The following is a 16,522-nucleotide window of genomic DNA, read 5'->3' as shown; positions in this document are numbered from 1 at the left end:
TTGGTGAAACACCGCACTATCCGGTACCCTTCTAAACATGCGATCAATGGTCTGACCACATCCCCGTATGGGAAACAATGACTCGTTCCCCCAAGGGGCTTATCTATGGTCTGACCACACACAAGACACACCCTGAACCAAAGGAGTTCCAGTGGAAACTTATACCGCTGTAACCAATGCAGTGGGAGGTAGCCTCGGCCTCAGCGCACTCGTGGCAACCATTCCCCTCCTCACCTTCTTTGTGATGCTACTGGGCGTTAAGGCACGCGCTCACTGGTCCGCACTCGTGGCATTGGCAGCATCTATCCTCGTAGCAGTCCTGGGCTTCCATATGCCCGCTGACCTCGCCGGTCTGGGCGCCGTCCGCGGTGGCATCTACGGCCTGGTCATCTGCTGGGTTATTCTCGGTGCAATCTGGTTCTACCAGCTCACCGTCCTCTCCGGCCGCTTTGAAGATCTCCGTCGCGTCTTCGACCGCCTCGGCGGCGGCGACCTGCGCATCCAGGCTATCCTCATCGCATTCTGCTTCGGCGGTCTGCTCGAGGCACTGGCTGGCTTCGGCGCTCCCGTTGCAATTACCGCAACCATGATTCTCGCCCTGGGCGTTAAGCCCCTCAAAGCTGCTATCATCGTTCTGCTCGCTAACACCGCACCCGTGGCATTCGGCGCAGTTGCTGTCCCGATTACCACCGCAGCTGACGTTGGCGGCAAGGACGCCATGACTATTGCAACCATCGTTGGTCACCAGGCTCCGTTCCTGGCAATGCTCGTTCCCCTCATCCTGCTGGTCATCCTCGACGGCGTAAAGGGCCTGAAGGACGCTTGGCTGCCCGCACTGGTCATCGGTGTTTCCTTCGCAATCGCACAGTGGATCACCGCTGCTACCCCCGCATTCAACCTGACCGACGTTGTTGCTTCCATCGTTTCCATGGGTGTTGCTGTTATCTTCCTGCAGTTCTGGAAGCCCCGCGGCGTCGCAGGCGTTCGTGAGCGCTACGGCCTGCCCGCGCAGACCGAAGAGAAGGAAGCTCTGCCCGCCGTTCGCGTCTGGATGGCACTGCTGCCCTACGTCATCGTTGTCGCGATCTTCGGTATTGCTAACCTGCACGCCGGCCTGAAGGCATGGCTGAAGAGCTTCGTCATCAAGATTGACATCCAGGCTCTGAGCTCCCGCCTCGTCACCGCTGACGGCAAGCCCGTCAAGGACGCTGTCTACAACTTCGCTTGGATGTCCAACCCCGGCACCCTGCTGGTTATCTCCGGTCTGGTTGTTGCTGTCGTCTACTTCTTCTTCAACGAGAAGGGCCGCTACGCCTTCAAGTTCCCGGCAATCTTCACCGAGTTCGGTTCGGTTGTCTACCGCATGCGCTGGTCCATCCTGACCATTGCTTCGGTTCTGGCGCTGGCATACGTCATGAACTTCTCCGGTCAGACCATTGCTATGGGTACCTTCCTGGCTGGCCTGGGCACCGTCTACGCGTTCCTCGCACCGGCTCTGGGCTGGATCGGTACCGCTGTGACCGGTTCGGATACCAGCGCGAACGCACTGTTCTCCAAGCTGCAGGTGTCTGCTGCTGAGAACCTGCAGCACGCAGGTATCCACGGCGCAACCCCCGAGCTCATGTTGGCTGCTAACACCACCGGTGGTGTGGTCGGTAAGATGATCTCCCCGCAGTCGCTGGCTATTGCTGCTACCTCCGTGGACATGGAAGGCAAGGAATCCGACATCCTCAAGGCTGTCCTCCCCTGGTCCTTCGGTATGCTCGTGGTCGTCTGCATCTTGGTCTTCCTGCAGACCAACGTGCTGTCCTTCCTGGTTCCCTAATCTGAGGCTCACCCCTTAGAGAGTTCTCGAGGTGAAAACCTCAAGGACCATAGGACATTCGCTCCGGTATTTTCCGGAGGCCATGGCGGGGCGGCGAACCTTCTCGGTTCCGCCGCCCCGCTTTTTATGCCCTGACCACTCAACGAATAGCCCGAAATATCTCGGAGATATCTCAGGCGCAGAGTATGTCTTTTTCGTTATCCGCCTCGTTATCAGGAGAGACCATGCCTCATTCTCATGACGATACCCAGCCTGCTAAAGCGCCCCCTGCGGTTGACCGCCAACCGATTCTGGCAGACCGCAGCTACAGCATCATCCTGGAGAACTTTGAGCGGCGCCTGCGCCTGGGTGAGTTGCGTGTGGGCGATAAGCTCCCCTCCGAACGTGAACTTGCCGCACGACACGGCATTTCCCGACCCTCAGTCCGTGAAGGTTTGAGGGTTCTGAACGCGCTGGGTCTGATTCGCTCCAGCACCGGTTCAGGCCCGAAGTCCGGTGCGATTATCATTTCGGAGCCGTCGGATGCACTCAGCTGGGCGCTACGCATGCACATTGCGACCCGTAGCCTGCCGGTGAAGGACGTTGTCTCAACCCGCCTGCTGTTGGAGGGCCCTGCGGCCCGTGCGGCGGCAGCGGCGCCGGACACTCCGGAGCGTGCAGCGGCGCTGGATCGGGCGCGCGTGCATCTGGCAGAGATGGATAAGAAGATCAGTAATGAGCGTTTCCATTTCTGCGATACGCGTTTTCACTATGAGCTGTCGAAGCTCGGCGGCAATATTGTTCTTGATACGGTAATTGACTCTCTGCACATGGCGACGATGAGTTATGTGCAGGAGGCGGTTCCTTTCTTGAAGGACTGGGAGGCGGTCAAGCGCACGTTGCAGCAGCAGCATTACGGCATTATTGAGGCGATTACCTCTCACGATGAGCAGGCAGCCTATGAGCGTGTGTGTGAGCATATTACGTGGTTTTATTCGCTGTCTGACCGTGCTGCGGAAGAGCGGGCACGGCAGCATCCGGCGCAGGATATTCTGCACGAGGATTTGTGCCGCGAGAACGTACATGGTGAAGACGCGCACCGCGGCTAGGATGTGCCACTCAACCCCATAACCCCACATAGCTAAAGGGCGGTGCCCCGGAAGAATGACCTTCCGGGGCACCGCCCTTATTCGCTGGGCACTTATTGCAGGAGCTCAAGCGGCTGAACCTTCGTTGCCGCGTAGGCGGGCAGTGCACCCGCCACGATGCCCACAGCCAAGCCGAGGAAAGGAATCCCTAAGATAAGGGGTGGTAGAGATAGTACCCAACCGTTGAGAAGGCACACAACCCAGGAACCGAGAATACCGAGGATGAAGCCTCCAAGAGCGCCTAGAGCCCCGAGGAGGGCCGCCTCCGCGAGGAAACTCACCGCCACATCTCGCCGTCCCAACCCTAATGCACGGTTGATGCCGATTTCCCGGCGGCGTTCCCAGACTGAAATCTGCATGGTCATCACAATGCCGAAGCTTGTCGAGACGATAAGAACCACCAGGATGATGGTTGTAAGAGTTCGACTGTCTTTCGTCAAAGAAGCACGAAGAGTCACCGGTGAAGGTGGAATCTCAATGTTTGTATCAACGGGGGCGCGTTGCGGATCTAGTACCTGCTTGAGCTGTTCCGCGACCGTATCTGCGCTTCCTGGATTCACGATGACGTCCATACCGCGTTGCAGGGTGTGGGCTTGCGGCAAGAAAGTGGAGGTGGTCGGCAGAATAAGAGCGCTACTGAGAGCAGCGTTTTTGCCGCCGTCACGGATAATGCCGAGCACATAGGCTCGCATTCCGTTGACCTCAATCATATTCCGCCCGGGCTCAGTACTGACCCCTAGCTCTTTCGCGAGGGCAACACCCAGATAGACGGTAGGCTCACCGCGACGCTCGCGGGCAGGCTCCGAAAAGTGCCCTTCGACAATGTGCGCACCTCGTGCTTTCAAACCTGCTTCTGAAACGACTGCGAGGAGCGTTTGCTGGCCCTCATGCCCCGGCCTGTTGACTTGTGGACGCGTTGCCTGCGTATCTATGGTGACTGTACCAGCAGCTTTGACCTCTGGAATTTGGTTAACGCGCCAGAGTAGTTCCTCCTCCGGTATATCCCAGGTCTGCGGCTGGAGTCGCACACCGAGCCGGGTGGAATCGTAACTGGCCAGCTGAGAGCTCGTATTGAGCGCTGACGACTCACTGACGCCCACCAGCATGATGATGGTGGTTGTTCCCGCGAGCATCGCCAATACTGTGAGCAGGTTGCGGCGCCAACGGCGGACAACTGCAAGGAGAGCGTAGTGAAGGTTGTTCCTTAGCATCTATCCTCCCCTGACAACGGGTTCTTTGAGCGCTTGGTGAGCCGGCTCTTCGGGAATAGTAAGTTCGGGACTAACGAGCATCCCATCGACCATGTGTAGCTGCCGGTCGCAGCGAGCCGCGATATCGGGCTCATGGGTGATGATGACCAGGCTTTGCTTTTCCGCACGGCCGGCGAGGAGCAGATCCAACACCTTGTGAGAGTTTTCAGTATCGAGATTTCCTGTAGGCTCATCGCACAGCAGGATACGCGGGGCGCAGGCTAACGCACGCGCAACCGCGACTCTTTGCTGTTCACCACCGGACATATTGCGGGGAAGAACCTCCAAACGGTGCCCCAAACCCACCTGTTCGAGTGCCTGCAACGCACACTGATGTGCCTGACGGCCCGGTACGCCGCGCATCCGGAGGGTGTGGGCAATGTTCTCGGTGGCGTTCAGATGAGCAATAAGGTGGTACGCCTGAAAGACGAAAGCAATATGCTCACGGCGCGCCACGGTTCGTTCGGCGTTGCTGGCGGTGCCCATGTTTTGGCCCAATATTTTTAGCTCACCTTCAGAGGGCTGATCGAGTAGCCCGATGATAGAGAGGAGCGTAGATTTTCCGCTTCCGGAGGCGCCGGTAATGGCCACCGATTCGCCTTCATGGATGCTGAGGGTCGCGTTTTTGAGCGCCCGGGTGGAGGGTGGGAAGAAACGCGCAATATTGTGGCACTCGATATTAGGTTTCGAGGCGGTAGCGCTCGCGGTGAGGGCACGTTCTGTCTCGCGATGAGGCATTTTAGCGCTCCTTCAGCTTCACGACGGTGCCTGTCTTGAGTTCTGCAGCGGGGTTGACGAGCTCGCAGATTCCGGCGGAGCACACACCGAGGGTGACGGGAATGCTCTGACCGTTATCCAAGGTGATGGAGTGCGTTCCGTTTTCTTCAGTTTTGACGGCTGCTTCGAGCACCGCGAGGGCGTTTTCAGCACCTCGGTTGAGGGTGACGGTTGCTTGAAAACGTGTTGATGCCGTCGTGTTTTCCGGCAAGTCAATTTTGATGGGGTAGCGTTTCCGTGCGGTAGCTCCTGGTGCGGGGGTATCGCTGTTAGGTCGCGCGCTGTTCTGCGCACCGTTGGAGACACCTGCGTTAGCGCCGCCGTCAGCGTTAGTTGAGCCTTCGGGTGTGAGGGCTGCACCTAGGGTACCTTCGAGCGGGCTTCCGTTATCGGTAAGAATCTGGACTTTCTGTCCCTCAGCGAGTTCATTGCTGAGAGCGCTACCATCCGCGGAGAGTACCAGACGGTATCCACCCGCGGATAGGGTACACAGCGCCGGAGTTGAGGTTTGGCCTTTGGTGCCGCAGCTGTTGTCTACGGTGTATTCATTGCCGTCAGCAAAGAGGTATTCAGAGAGCGGCAGTGCGGTGCTGTAGCGTCCTTCTTCGGTTCGGTCAGTATCCCCGGGAGGGTAGTAGCCACGATCCAGGTAGAAACGGTAGACAGCGTTGGCGGTTGCTTCGCCGTAGTTTCCTTCCTCATCCCAGATACTGTAGCCGAGCGATTCTAGAGCTTCTTGGAGCTGTTTAACATCATCGCCGCGAGCGCCTACAGCAAGGTCGCGGTAGGCGGGAATGCTACCTTTGAACGCGATGATAGGACGCTCATTGATAGTGGTGATAATTGAGCCGTTACTCAGCTGGGTGCCCGCTTTGGCGCCGTCCCTGGTCACCACTCCTTGAGGGGTTCCCACGGTGTAGCTTCGGGCGGGTGACACGCTAACTTCTCCCGAGTAGGTGCGGGTAACAGTTTGCGTGCTGATGCGGGTTGTTAGTTGCGCGGCTCGGGATGGCTGCACATTGGATTCAACATTGGTGCGTAGCCCTGTATTAAGCGCATAGATGGAGAACCCGCCGGTGATGACGAGCAGAATGACGAGCACCGGAACCAGGTAGGCGCGTATGGTTGCCGTTGTAGCGGCGCGGCGAGGGTTTTCTGAACTCTGCTGCGTGTTCATGGGTTCACCTTTCTGCGGTGAAATACGGGGCGGGACTAGAGGTAATTGCTGAGGGAAACAACGTGGCGGGGACTGAATAAAGGGGTGTATCCTCTGCTCTCATCCGCGGGTGAACGCGGTTGAGAGCAGAGGACCGGTAGAAAATTCTCGCTAGAAAATGTCCAACGAGGAATCAGCGTTTACTATTTGCCGTCGGCTAGTTGCCGTTGAGTAGAGTTGCGGCGCGTTCCTGTGCCTGACGTTCGATATCGCGTACTTCAAGGATGAGCGGTTCATGCTCATTGAGCCAGGTCGCAGCCTTTTCGTAGTAGATATTCTGTGCCTTAGTCAGGATTCCAGTGGACTTTTGGCAGTTGTAGTCGGCGTGAGCTAGGGCCTGCTCTTCCGCATTGGCAGCTACATTGGCTGCCTTGTACTTACCCCAGGTTTTCTCTGCGTAGCTGGGAGCATCTCCGAAGTGCTGGATATCGGTGTATCCGCTTTCTTTCATGCAGGCACCGTAGGTGTTGTCATCGCGGTAGTATTTCCCCATTTCTTCTACCGCGTTATTTTTGGATCCACCCGTGGTGAGCTCGTTAATGAAGTTGATGTATTTGAGGTAGTTTTCTGCTGAGCCAAAGACAGCCTCTGCCGCACGTCCCAGGCATGAATCTGTTGCCATGCCGATCTGGGCACCGTTACTCAGCGTGATGGTGACAGTTTTGCTGTCTGCGGCTTGGGGGTCGCCTTGGAACGCCTTGCGATATGCCGGGTTTTCCATCGCGGGTTCATTGCTGGAGCTAGCGTTGTCCTGCCGGGTGAATAAGTACCCTCGGGTGGCCGCTTCTTCGCTGGGGAGGTAGGCATCACTCATCGCAAGTTCAAGAACGGAGGCACCGGAAATAATGTTCTGACTACCGGAGTAGGTGAAGGACTTCTCACTCATGCACTTTTTGACCTCGTTGACGAGGGCCACGTTAATATCCGGGGAGGGATTCTCGTAGCTTGCCAGGACATTGCGAATGTCTTGCTTAACTTCAACGGTGGTGGAGCAACTCGATACGCCCAGGCAGCAGGCAATACCGATAAGGGTGAGGGGTGTGAAGGGCTTCTTTGCCATGGACTTCACCTTTCTCAAGCATCATTGGTGGGTGAGAATCGGCAGTGATACGGGCGTATCGTGGAGGCTACTTACAGACCTGCTATATGGTGTGAACCTGCGTTTTGTAGCGTAGAAGCGTCATGAGCCGATTACTAACATAATAGAGTGCTACCCCCCCCCGTACAACAGATACATAACATATATTTATGATGTGTCGCACCTTTAAGAATGCATGTAAAAGGGCTTATGAATTAAAGGGCGGTGCCCCGGAAGAATGACCTTCCGGGGCACCGCCCTTTAGCTATCTCAAAGACTTATTCGGCCCGAAATATTGAGTTTAGAACTTCGTGCCGGTCAAACGCTCATACGCCTCAACGTAACGGGCACGAGTCTTCTCCACAACCTCCTCAGGCAGGTGCGGCACGTTATCCGAACCGTCCCAACCCGCCTCCGGGGAACGCAGCCAGTCACGCACATACTGCTTATCGAAGCTCGGCTGTGCACGACCCGGCTCGTACTGGGTCGCATCCCAGAAACGCGAAGAGTCCGGGGTCAGCACCTCATCACCCAGGGTGATTTCGCCGCGGTACGAATCGGTACCGAACTCCATCTTGGTATCCGCCAGAATAATGCCCTGCTCGCGGGCAATCTTCTCCGCAGTGGTGTACAGGCTCAGGCTCAGCTCCTCCAGGCGCTCACCCACCGGCTGACCAACCTCAGCGTACAGCTCCTCACGGGTCACCAGCTCATCATGCTCACCCACCTCAGCCTTACCGGTCGGAGTGAAAATCGGGGTGTCCAGGCGGGAACCATCCACCAGACCCGCAGGCAGCTTTACACCAGCAATCTCACCGGTCTCGTTATACGCCGCCAAACCCGAACCAGTCAGGTAACCACGCACAATGCACTCCACCGGGAACATATTCAGCGAACGGCAAATCATAGCTCGACCAGCCACAACATCCGGAACGTCAGTGGACAGCACGTGGTTCGGGACCTGCTTGAGCTGCTCAAACCACCACAGGGACATCTGAGTCAGAATCTTGCCCTTATCCGGGATCTCGGTAGGCAGAATACGGTCAAAAGCGCTAATACGGTCCGAGGCGACAACCATGACCGAACCGGCACGCAGCTCAGCGTCATCATTGACGGTCAAGCCGGTAGCGTCAAAACGTTCCTCATTCGGAACGTACAGGTCGCGGACCTTACCGGAATAAATGTGAGTCCAGCCCGGGATTTCCAGGGGGTTAGAACGAGAAGTCATGAGAATTTCTCCTGATGAGGTGGTGTGATGTGGATGCAAAAAGTCTGTGTAATTACAATACCGCGACAAACCCAACTCCCGATAGTGCCAATCAATCATCAATACGGCACAATCTTGAGGCAAAGAAGCGACCGGCTCCCCCACCCTCAAGCGGGGAAGCCGGTCACATTAAGGTTTTAGCTACGCGGAGCGGGAATGTGGATACGGTTCTCCACAGCCTTCAACGCGATATCGGTACGGTACTGCGCGCCAGCCCAAGAGATAGCGCGAACACCCTCGTAGGCAGCGTTACGGGCAGCAGCCAAGTCATCGCCGAGAGCAACAACAGCCAGCACACGACCGCCAGCAGTCAGCACACCCTCCTCGGATGCGGCAGTGCCCGCGTGAATCACGTGCACGCCCTCCAGAGCGTTCGCCTCATCCAGACCGGAGATGACGTCACCCTTGCGGGGAGTGTCCGGGTAGTTCTCGGCAGCCATGACCACGTCAACTGCGGTGCGGGGATCCCAATCCAGCTCAGTACCCTCAGAAATTTCACCGCGAGCAGCCGCACGCAACAGCTGACCCAGCGGGGTACGCAGACGCGCCAGAACCGCCTGGGTTTCCGGGTCGCCAAAGCGGGCGTTGAACTCGATAACGCGCACGCCGCGGCTGGTCACGGCCAGGCCGCAGAAGAGCACACCCACGAACGGGGTACCGCGCTCAGCCATACGAGCCACGGTCGGGCGTGCAACCTTCTCCACGACCTCCTGCACGAAGCCCTCGGGCAGCCAAGGAAGCGGGGTGTAGGCACCCATACCGCCGGTGTTCGGGCCCTCATCGTTGTCAAAAATGCGCTTGAAGTCCTGAGCCGGGGACAGCGGCAGAACATTCTTACCGTCAGAGATGACGAAGAGGGACACCTCGGGGCCGTCCAGGAACTCTTCGATGACCACGGTGCCGCCAGCGTTGAAACAAGCCTGAGCGTGCTCCAGTGCCGCGGTGCGGTCCTCGGTCACCACAACGCCCTTACCCGCAGCCAGGCCGTCGTCCTTCACCACGTAGGGTGCGCCGAACTCGTCCAGGGCAGCCTGCGCCTCAGCGGCATTCGTTGCCACGTAAGCACGAGCAGTCGGCACGGAAGCCTCTTCCATGACCTGCTTTGCAAAAGCCTTGGAACCTTCTAGCTGTGCAGCAGCTGCAGAGGGGCCGAAAACGTCAAAACCCGCCTCACGCAGTGCGTCAGAAACACCTGCGACCAAGGGCGCCTCCGGGCCAATAACAACCAGGTCGGCGTTCAGCTCACGTGCCAGGGCGGTTGCCTGGGCGGGGTCATTCGCATTAATTGCGTAGACGGGAACATCCTGGGCGATGCCGGCATTGCCGGGGGCGCTGTGCACCTCAGTTACCTCAGGGTCGCGCAGAAGCGCTCGGATAATTGCATGTTCGCGGCCGCCGGGGCCCAGTACCAAAACCTTCATGCTATTCAGGGTACCCGCTATCACACTAAAAATGTGAGCTGGGCACATTAAAAATGCGGCTCTTCTCATCGAACGGCACGCTCAAAAGAATGCCTATCAGAGAAGAACCGCATCAGGTGAGTATTCACCACAACATAGGTGGCTTTGATTCGGGTTAGACCAATGCTGTCACAGCTGCAAGACCACCAAAAACAATACCGGGGGCATTAGCGATGACAATTGGAATGTCCTTCTTGGGGCGCCACAGGCCGTACAGCATCCATAGAGTGCAGTTGATAGCGGCTACCAGAGGCTGAATCCAGTCGCCCTTGTGACCGTTCAGGTTACCGATAATCTGCGGGAAGTAGAAGACATACATGAGCACGGCAGCAATCGAAGCAGCTCGCGCGAGAATGGGGAAAAACTTGGCGTGAAATTCAGATTCAGCGCTCATGCCGCTTTTTTCTGCGGTGTTCTTAGGGGTGGTGGAAGAAGAGTAGTTCTGCTCTGCCATAAAGTTACCTATTCCTGATGATTTAATGTGCGTATTATCTGAGGCTGTCGTTCTCGCAAACAGTGGAGACGTAGATGATGGGAGAATCTGTTCTGGGTGGCACCAGGATACGTGGCGTTAGGAAGGGGCCGCTCCCATGTTGAGAGGCATGCGCAGACTTCTACGGGCATACTCCACGAATATTCTATTCCCCCATGCTAAATACCACCGATCAACATGAGAGATATCACGCATATAGCTCACTGCCAGCCCAAAAATATCACGTAACCATACAAAAATAAGGATGAATCCGCCCCGCCCTTACAGGCAACGTTCTGCACGGAAATATTTGCGGGGATACCATTCTGAGCCGCCTTATACACGTAAAACCGCGCACATAAGGCAGAACAATACACCCCTTAAACTAGAAGAATGACCAACAGCACCACTCCACAGGCAACCACTCCCACCACCTGCCAGAGCAGCGCCTTCGACGTAGAACTCGCTCAACTCACCCGCAACAACCTCATTGAGGCACGACACCGCGGCCGCCTCATCCTCCTCAGCCCCGATGGCGATGTGCAGCTTGCCCTCGGTGATATTCACGAACCATTCTTCCTCCGTTCCGCCGCCAAACCGTTGCAGGCCATTGGATCCATGAAGGCGGGCGCACCCCTGCGCGGTTCCCAGGTCGCCATCGCCTGCGGATCGCACCGCGGCACCTTCGAGCAGATGCGTGCCGTGCAGGACGTACTCACCCAGGGCAGCACCGAAACCAACCCGCTCACCCCGGAAAACCTGGCACTCGAGCCCATGTTCCCTGCCGATAAGCAGGCACGCCAGGCAATGACTCAGGCGAACCTCGCTGCTACTGCCCTGGCGCACCCCTGCTCCGGCAAGCACGCCGCATTCCTGTGGGCGTGCACCGCCAAGCTTGAGCGTGGCGACCTTGAAGAGGGCTCGCAGAACTGGATCCTGCACAACTACCTCGACCCCGCACACCCGCTGCAGCAGGTCATCACCGAAGAAATTGAAGCATTCACCGGCGAGCCGGTAGCCGCCATCGGCGTTGACGGATGTGGCGCACCCGTGCACGCCGTCTCCCTGGCCGGTGCCGCACGCGCCTACTCAACCCTCGGCTCGGCAATCCGCAACCTCGGGGCGGATGCGCGCGCCTCCACGGTCGCGACCGCCATGGTGGATTACCCCGAACTGATCCAGGCACCCGGCTCCCCCGACACCGTGCTCAGCGAAGAACTGGACGCAATCGTCAAGGGCGGCGCGGAGGGCGTGCTCTGCATTGGTCTGCGTTCGGGCACGTCCGTGGTGGTAAAGATGAGCGACGGTTCGCACCGCGCCATGTACGCCGTGGCTCTGCGTGCTCTCGCTGCTGGCGGCTACCTGAGCGCCGAGGAATGCGAGCGCCTACTCACGCTGGTGGTTCGCTCGGTGACCGGCGGCTACGTGGATGGCAAGCCGGTTGTAGTGGGCGAGCTTCGTGTGCACGAGGAGCTCTTTACCCGCGAGAATCTGACTCCCAGCACCCCGGAAGGGAACTAGTTGTGGCGATTCGGCGTAAGACCAGCGAGGAAGCGGGCATGGCGGCGGTGCACGAAGTGCGTGCCTTCTTTGAGGCGCAGTGTGCGGCAGTCGGTGAGCTTGCAGATGTGCATGCCCGAGGTGAGTACCTGCTGAACAGCCCCGAGGTAGAGCAGGCGTTTGCTGCTCTCCCCCGTTCAGTGCGTACGACCTTTGTGCGCTTCACCCTGGAGGAGCTGGCAACCCTCGCCCCTGGCAATAGCGTGGAGGTGCGTGTGCCCCCGCTGGGTGTGACCCAGTGCGTGGCGGGTCCTCGACATACGCGCGGCACTCCCCCGTCCGTGGTGGAGGCGCGTCCGCTCGTGTGGGCGGCACTGGTTCTGGGTGCCTGTTCGTGGGCGCAGGCGGTAGGTGCCGGTACGCTCGATGCGTCGGGTGAGCGTAGTGATCTTTCGGGTTTGTTGCCGCTCTTCTAGAATTTGCTACGAGCCAGCAGGTCCACGCAGTCTTCGTGATTTGGCGTATTTGGTGCCTGTTCTAGTGGTCCATCCTGAGGTATTTAGCGTATCCTTCACCGCATCGGCTCCGAAACCCGGTACACTTTTAAAGGTCTGGTGTATGCTACGGCACACACGGGCAGGTGTGAGTGCGGCAACACGCCCTCATCTTGCGCTTGCACAGACGCATCCGCAGTCCCAACGTCGAAAAGAAGTGAATTGATTCGCCCCGACGGAAAACTCACTCACGACCTCGATCCGATTGACCACGGACCCAAGGACGCCTGCGGCGTCTTCGGCGTCTGGGCTCCCGGCGAGGACGTGGCAAAGCTAACCTACTACGGCCTGTACGCACTCCAGCACCGCGGCCAGGAATCAGCAGGTATCGCAACCAGTAACGGCAAACGCATCCACGTGTACAAAGATATGGGACTGGTTTCCCAGGTCTTTGATGAAGCCACCCTCAGCTCCATGCCCGGCGACCACGCTATCGGCCACGCCCGATATTCCACCACCGGCGCATCCCACTGGGCTAATGCACAGCCCACCCTCGGTACCACCCCGCACGGCACGCTCTGCCTGGCACATAACGGTAACCTCACCAATTCCGCTGACCTTTACGACCGTATTCTCGAAAAGAACGGCGGCAAGCCCCCCAAGCACGGTGAGCTTGCTCAGGGTAACACCACCGACACCGCACTCGTTACGGCTCTACTGGCAGAGCATGACTTCGATTCCCTTGAAGAAGCAGCACTCGACCTGTTGCCGACCCTGCGCGGTGCTTTCTGCCTCACCTTCATGGATGAGCACACCCTCTACGCTGCACGCGACCCGCAGGGTGTACGCCCCCTCGTGCTCGGTCGTCTGGAGCGTGGCTGGGTTGTCGCATCCGAAACCGCGGCACTTGATATTGTCGGCGCGTCCTTCGTGCGTGAAGTGGAGCCCGGCGAGTTCATCACCATTGACGAGAACGGTCTGCGTTCCCAGCGTTTCGCAGAAGCTAAGCCCGCCGGTTGCGTCTTCGAGTACGTCTACCTCGCTCGCCCGGACACCACCATCTCCGGCCGTAGCGTCTACGAATCCCGCGTAGAGATGGGTCGTCAGCTTGCCCGCGAACACGCTGTTGAAGCTGACCTGGTCATGCCCACCCCCGAATCCGGTGTTCCGGCTGCTATTGGTTACGCCGAAGAGTCCGGCATTCCCTACGGTAACGGCCTGGTCAAGAACGCCTACGTGGGCCGAACCTTCATTCAGCCCTCGCAGACTATCCGCCAGCTCGGTATTCGGCTCAAGCTGAACCCGCTCAAGTCTGTGGTGGCTGGCAAGCGCCTCGTCGTCATTGACGACTCCATTGTTCGCGGTAACACTCAGCGTGCCCTCGTGCGTATGCTCCGCGAAGCTGGCGCGAAGGAAGTGCACGTGCGCATATCCTCCCCGCCCGTGAAGTGGCCTTGCTTCTACGGTATTGACTTCGCCTCCCGCGCGGAGCTGATTGCGAACGGCCTGTCCGTGGACGAAATCGCGTCCTCCCTGGGTGCCGATTCGCTCGGCTTCATCTCACAGGACGGCATGATGGCAGCCACCGAGCAGCCCGCCGAAAACATGTGCACCGCATGCTTCACCGGCGAATACCCGATTGAGTTGCCGAGTGAGGAACGACGCGGCAAGTCCCTCTTCGACTCCGCGGAGAAGGGCAATGGCGGCCCCCTCGCCGGTAAGGCCGCTGAGGTGACCGTGGAGCGCCCCGTCCCCTCCAAGCCTGAGCATGCTGAGGCAGTCTCCATCGATACCCGCGAAGGCACCGATACTCTCGAAACGAAGTTCGACCCCTCCGCAGTACAGGTTGCCGCAGACGATGCCGGTATGGGCATGTGCAACCCCGGCCCCGACGCCGACCTCGAGGCACTGCTCACGGAGCAGGACCGCACCCCCGCAAACTCCTCCGCTACCACTACCCCGAAGGAATCCTAATGAGCGAGAACACCACCACCGTAACCTACGCGAGCGCAGGTGTTGACGTAGAGGCTGGCGATCGCGCCGTTGAGCTGATGAAGGGCGCTATCAAGGCGACCCACAACTCCTCCGTAGTTGGTGGCGTGGGCGGCTTTGCGGGCTTGTACGACGTCTCCGAGCTCGTCAAGTACCGCAAGCCCTACCTGGCTACCTCCACCGATGGTGTGGGCACCAAGGTCGCTATCGCGCAGGCACTCGATATTCACGACACCATCGGTTACGACCTGGTAGGCATGGTCGTGGACGACATCGTCGTCTGCGGTGCGAAGCCGCTGTTCATGACCGACTACATTGCTACCGGCAAGGTCGTTCCCGAACGTATCGCTGACATTGTGCGCGGTATCGCTGGCGCATGTGCACAGGCTGGTACCGCCCTGGTTGGCGGCGAAACCGCTGAGCACCCCGGCCTGCTCGCAGAGGACGAGTACGACGTTGCGGGCGCAGCAACCGGTCTGGTCGAGGCAGACGAACTGCTCGGCCCCGAGCGCGTGCGTGAGGGCGACGTACTGATCGCTATGGCGTCCTCCGGTATTCACTCCAACGGCTACTCCCTGGTCCGTAAGGTCCTGAACGTTGCCGGCTGGGGTCTGGAGCGTCAGGTGGACGAACTGGGCCGCACCATCGGTGAAGAGCTGCTCGAACCCACCCGCGTGTACGCGGCAGACTGCCTGGATTTGGCGGCAGCATTCCCCGTCAACGGTGAGGACGGCACCACCGGTAGCGGTGTGCGCGGCTTCTCCCACGTGACCGGCGGCGGCCTGGCAGCTAACCTGGCTCGCGTTCTGCCCCAGGGCCTGGAGGGTCGCGTGGACCGCTCCACCTGGCAGATTCCCGCAATCTTCTCCCTGATTGGTTCGCTGGGCAACGTACCCCTGGCCGATCTGGAGCGTACCCTAAACCTGGGCGTGGGCATGATTGCTATCGTTGACCCCTCCGTGGCTGAGGCTGCTACCAAGCGCCTGAACGACCGCGGCATCCCCTCCTGGATTATGGGTGACGTTGTTGCCGCCGGCGAGCCCGAGGCTAACAACCCCGATTACGTTCAGGGCGCTAAGGGCGTGGACGGCGGCGCGGTTCGCCTGCTGGGCTCCTACGCTTCCTAAGGACGCTTTCTCAAGTAGACAGCGAGCGCCAGCTTGCTGGTGCTAATGATTTCTACAGACCGGGGCGGTCACCCATGCGGTGGCCGCCCCGGTCTTTTGTGTGCCTGCAGGCAGGGGGCGCTGTCTGGCGTGTTTTGACTGGTTTTTATCTTTTAATATCAACCGCATTTTTAATGCATTTGAGTGTTTACATCACAGTGTTAAAAACATTTACTTATCACCCCACCCTTCAGTGGCACCATGCAGTTCACCTCACACACCCAAACCTTCAAGCCTCACCTACATAAACCCTCAATGATTAGGCACTATTCAGCCTAGATAGGTTAATTTTCTATACATTAACCCACGAAAACTGCTCTAAAAATCCCTAAAGCTCACCTTGAAGTAATACCTTAGAAATGTACGTTACACACCATCGAAAAAGAGTTCTTCCTGTACGTAAAAAGGGTCAAAAACGCTATTCCCTCACCCCTTTCAGCACTTCAGCACACCCAAAAACAGAGCCCTTTGCCGCCCCGTAAAACCAAACCAAAAAATAGGCCGAACGCATCCATACACATCACACAGTCCGCACCAACACACCTACATCAGGAGAACCAGATGAGGCTTCCATACTTCGGCGTGTAGCGTGCCCTAACACCCCCACCGCGGCAGCCCCGGGTACGCCCCGCAGTACAGCAAGCAGTGGAACCTCGCTGACGACTACGACCGGATTCCTGGCGCCCCGCACTGGAAATCCCCGAGATGCCCAGGTCTACGACCTGAATGGTGACACCGAGCCCATCATCCAGGATGAGCCGCTGGTCACCAACCCGGTGCAGAAGCCCGCGAGACCAAAGAAAAGCACTAGCCGCGCTGCCGGGGTGATTCTTCATAATATTCGCCCCGCCGGTATAGCAAGGCCCCCGATGAGAGAACTCATCGGGGGCTTTTCGTA

The 16,522-nt window shown here is 58.4% G+C and carries 13 protein-coding genes; 6 read left to right on the top strand and 7 right to left on the bottom strand.

Going from position 1 to position 16,522, the window contains the following annotated elements; all coding sequences use genetic code 11:
* Positions 1 to 151 precede the first annotated feature (151 nt).
* Positions 152 to 1,825, top strand: coding sequence for an L-lactate permease (locus QFX07_RS01265; RefSeq protein WP_279754767.1), 1,674 nt, complete (start codon positions 152 to 154; stop codon positions 1,823 to 1,825).
* Positions 1,826 to 2,049: 224 nt separating this feature from the next.
* Complete coding sequence (locus tag QFX07_RS01260) at positions 2,050 to 2,913, top strand: FadR/GntR family transcriptional regulator (RefSeq protein WP_279754766.1); 864 nt, start codon at positions 2,050 to 2,052, stop codon at positions 2,911 to 2,913.
* A 92-nt stretch (positions 2,914 to 3,005) separates the two neighbouring features.
* On the opposite strand, the gene QFX07_RS01255 is transcribed toward QFX07_RS01260, so the two are convergent.
* From QFX07_RS01255 to QFX07_RS01225, 7 genes are all read right to left on the bottom strand, one after another.
* Positions 3,006 to 4,163, bottom strand: a complete 1,158-nt coding sequence (locus tag QFX07_RS01255; RefSeq protein ID WP_279754764.1) for an ABC transporter permease — start codon at positions 4,161 to 4,163, stop codon at positions 3,006 to 3,008.
* On the bottom strand, positions 4,164 to 4,940 hold the full coding sequence (locus tag QFX07_RS01250; protein WP_279754763.1) for an ABC transporter ATP-binding protein: 777 nt from the start codon (positions 4,938 to 4,940) through the stop codon (positions 4,164 to 4,166).
* Between the two features lies 1 nt (position 4,941).
* Entirely contained in the window at positions 4,942 to 6,156 is a 1,215-nt protein-coding gene (locus tag QFX07_RS01245) for a peptidoglycan-binding domain-containing protein (RefSeq protein ID WP_279754762.1), read from the bottom strand.
* Between the two features lie 196 nt (positions 6,157 to 6,352).
* The gene (locus QFX07_RS01240; protein WP_279754761.1) at positions 6,353 to 7,255 is read right to left on the bottom strand and encodes an adenylate cyclase; all 903 of its coding nucleotides are present in this window, start codon (positions 7,253 to 7,255) and stop codon (positions 6,353 to 6,355) included.
* 319 nt (positions 7,256 to 7,574) lie between these two features.
* Positions 7,575 to 8,501: a phosphoribosylaminoimidazolesuccinocarboxamide synthase gene (locus QFX07_RS01235; protein WP_049327456.1), complete on the bottom strand. Its 927-nt coding sequence runs from the start codon at positions 8,499 to 8,501 to the stop codon at positions 7,575 to 7,577.
* Between the two features lie 176 nt (positions 8,502 to 8,677).
* Positions 8,678 to 9,961: a phosphoribosylamine--glycine ligase gene (purD, locus tag QFX07_RS01230; RefSeq protein ID WP_279740887.1), complete on the bottom strand. Its 1,284-nt coding sequence runs from the start codon at positions 9,959 to 9,961 to the stop codon at positions 8,678 to 8,680.
* A 154-nt stretch (positions 9,962 to 10,115) separates the two neighbouring features.
* Positions 10,116 to 10,454, bottom strand: coding sequence for a hypothetical protein (locus tag QFX07_RS01225; RefSeq protein ID WP_279754760.1), 339 nt, complete (start codon positions 10,452 to 10,454; stop codon positions 10,116 to 10,118).
* A gap of 411 nt (positions 10,455 to 10,865) precedes the next feature.
* Between QFX07_RS01225 and QFX07_RS01220 the strand changes: the two genes are divergently transcribed.
* The 4 genes from QFX07_RS01220 (at position 10,866) to purM (ending at position 15,585) form a co-directional block, all read left to right on the top strand.
* Positions 10,866 to 11,993, top strand: coding sequence for an asparaginase (locus tag QFX07_RS01220; protein ID WP_279754759.1), 1,128 nt, complete (start codon positions 10,866 to 10,868; stop codon positions 11,991 to 11,993).
* Positions 11,994 to 11,995: 2 nt separating this feature from the next.
* On the top strand, positions 11,996 to 12,448 hold the full coding sequence (locus tag QFX07_RS01215; protein WP_279740896.1) for a sterol carrier family protein: 453 nt from the start codon (positions 11,996 to 11,998) through the stop codon (positions 12,446 to 12,448).
* 240 nt (positions 12,449 to 12,688) lie between these two features.
* On the top strand, positions 12,689 to 14,440 hold the full coding sequence (purF, locus tag QFX07_RS01210; protein WP_279754758.1) for an amidophosphoribosyltransferase: 1,752 nt from the start codon (positions 12,689 to 12,691) through the stop codon (positions 14,438 to 14,440).
* Positions 14,440 to 15,585 carry a phosphoribosylformylglycinamidine cyclo-ligase gene (gene purM, locus QFX07_RS01205; protein WP_005504604.1) on the top strand — a complete coding sequence of 382 codons (1,146 nt, stop codon included), beginning with the start codon at positions 14,440 to 14,442 and terminating at the stop codon, positions 15,583 to 15,585. The genes purF and purM overlap by 1 nt, the downstream gene beginning before the upstream one ends.
* Positions 15,586 to 16,522 lie beyond the last annotated feature (937 nt).

This window comes from Rothia similimucilaginosa, from assembly GCF_029850985.2.
In the GTDB taxonomy this organism is placed as follows: Bacteria; Actinomycetota; Actinomycetes; order Actinomycetales; family Micrococcaceae; genus Rothia.
This window is presented reverse-complemented; position numbering and strand designations above follow the sequence as displayed.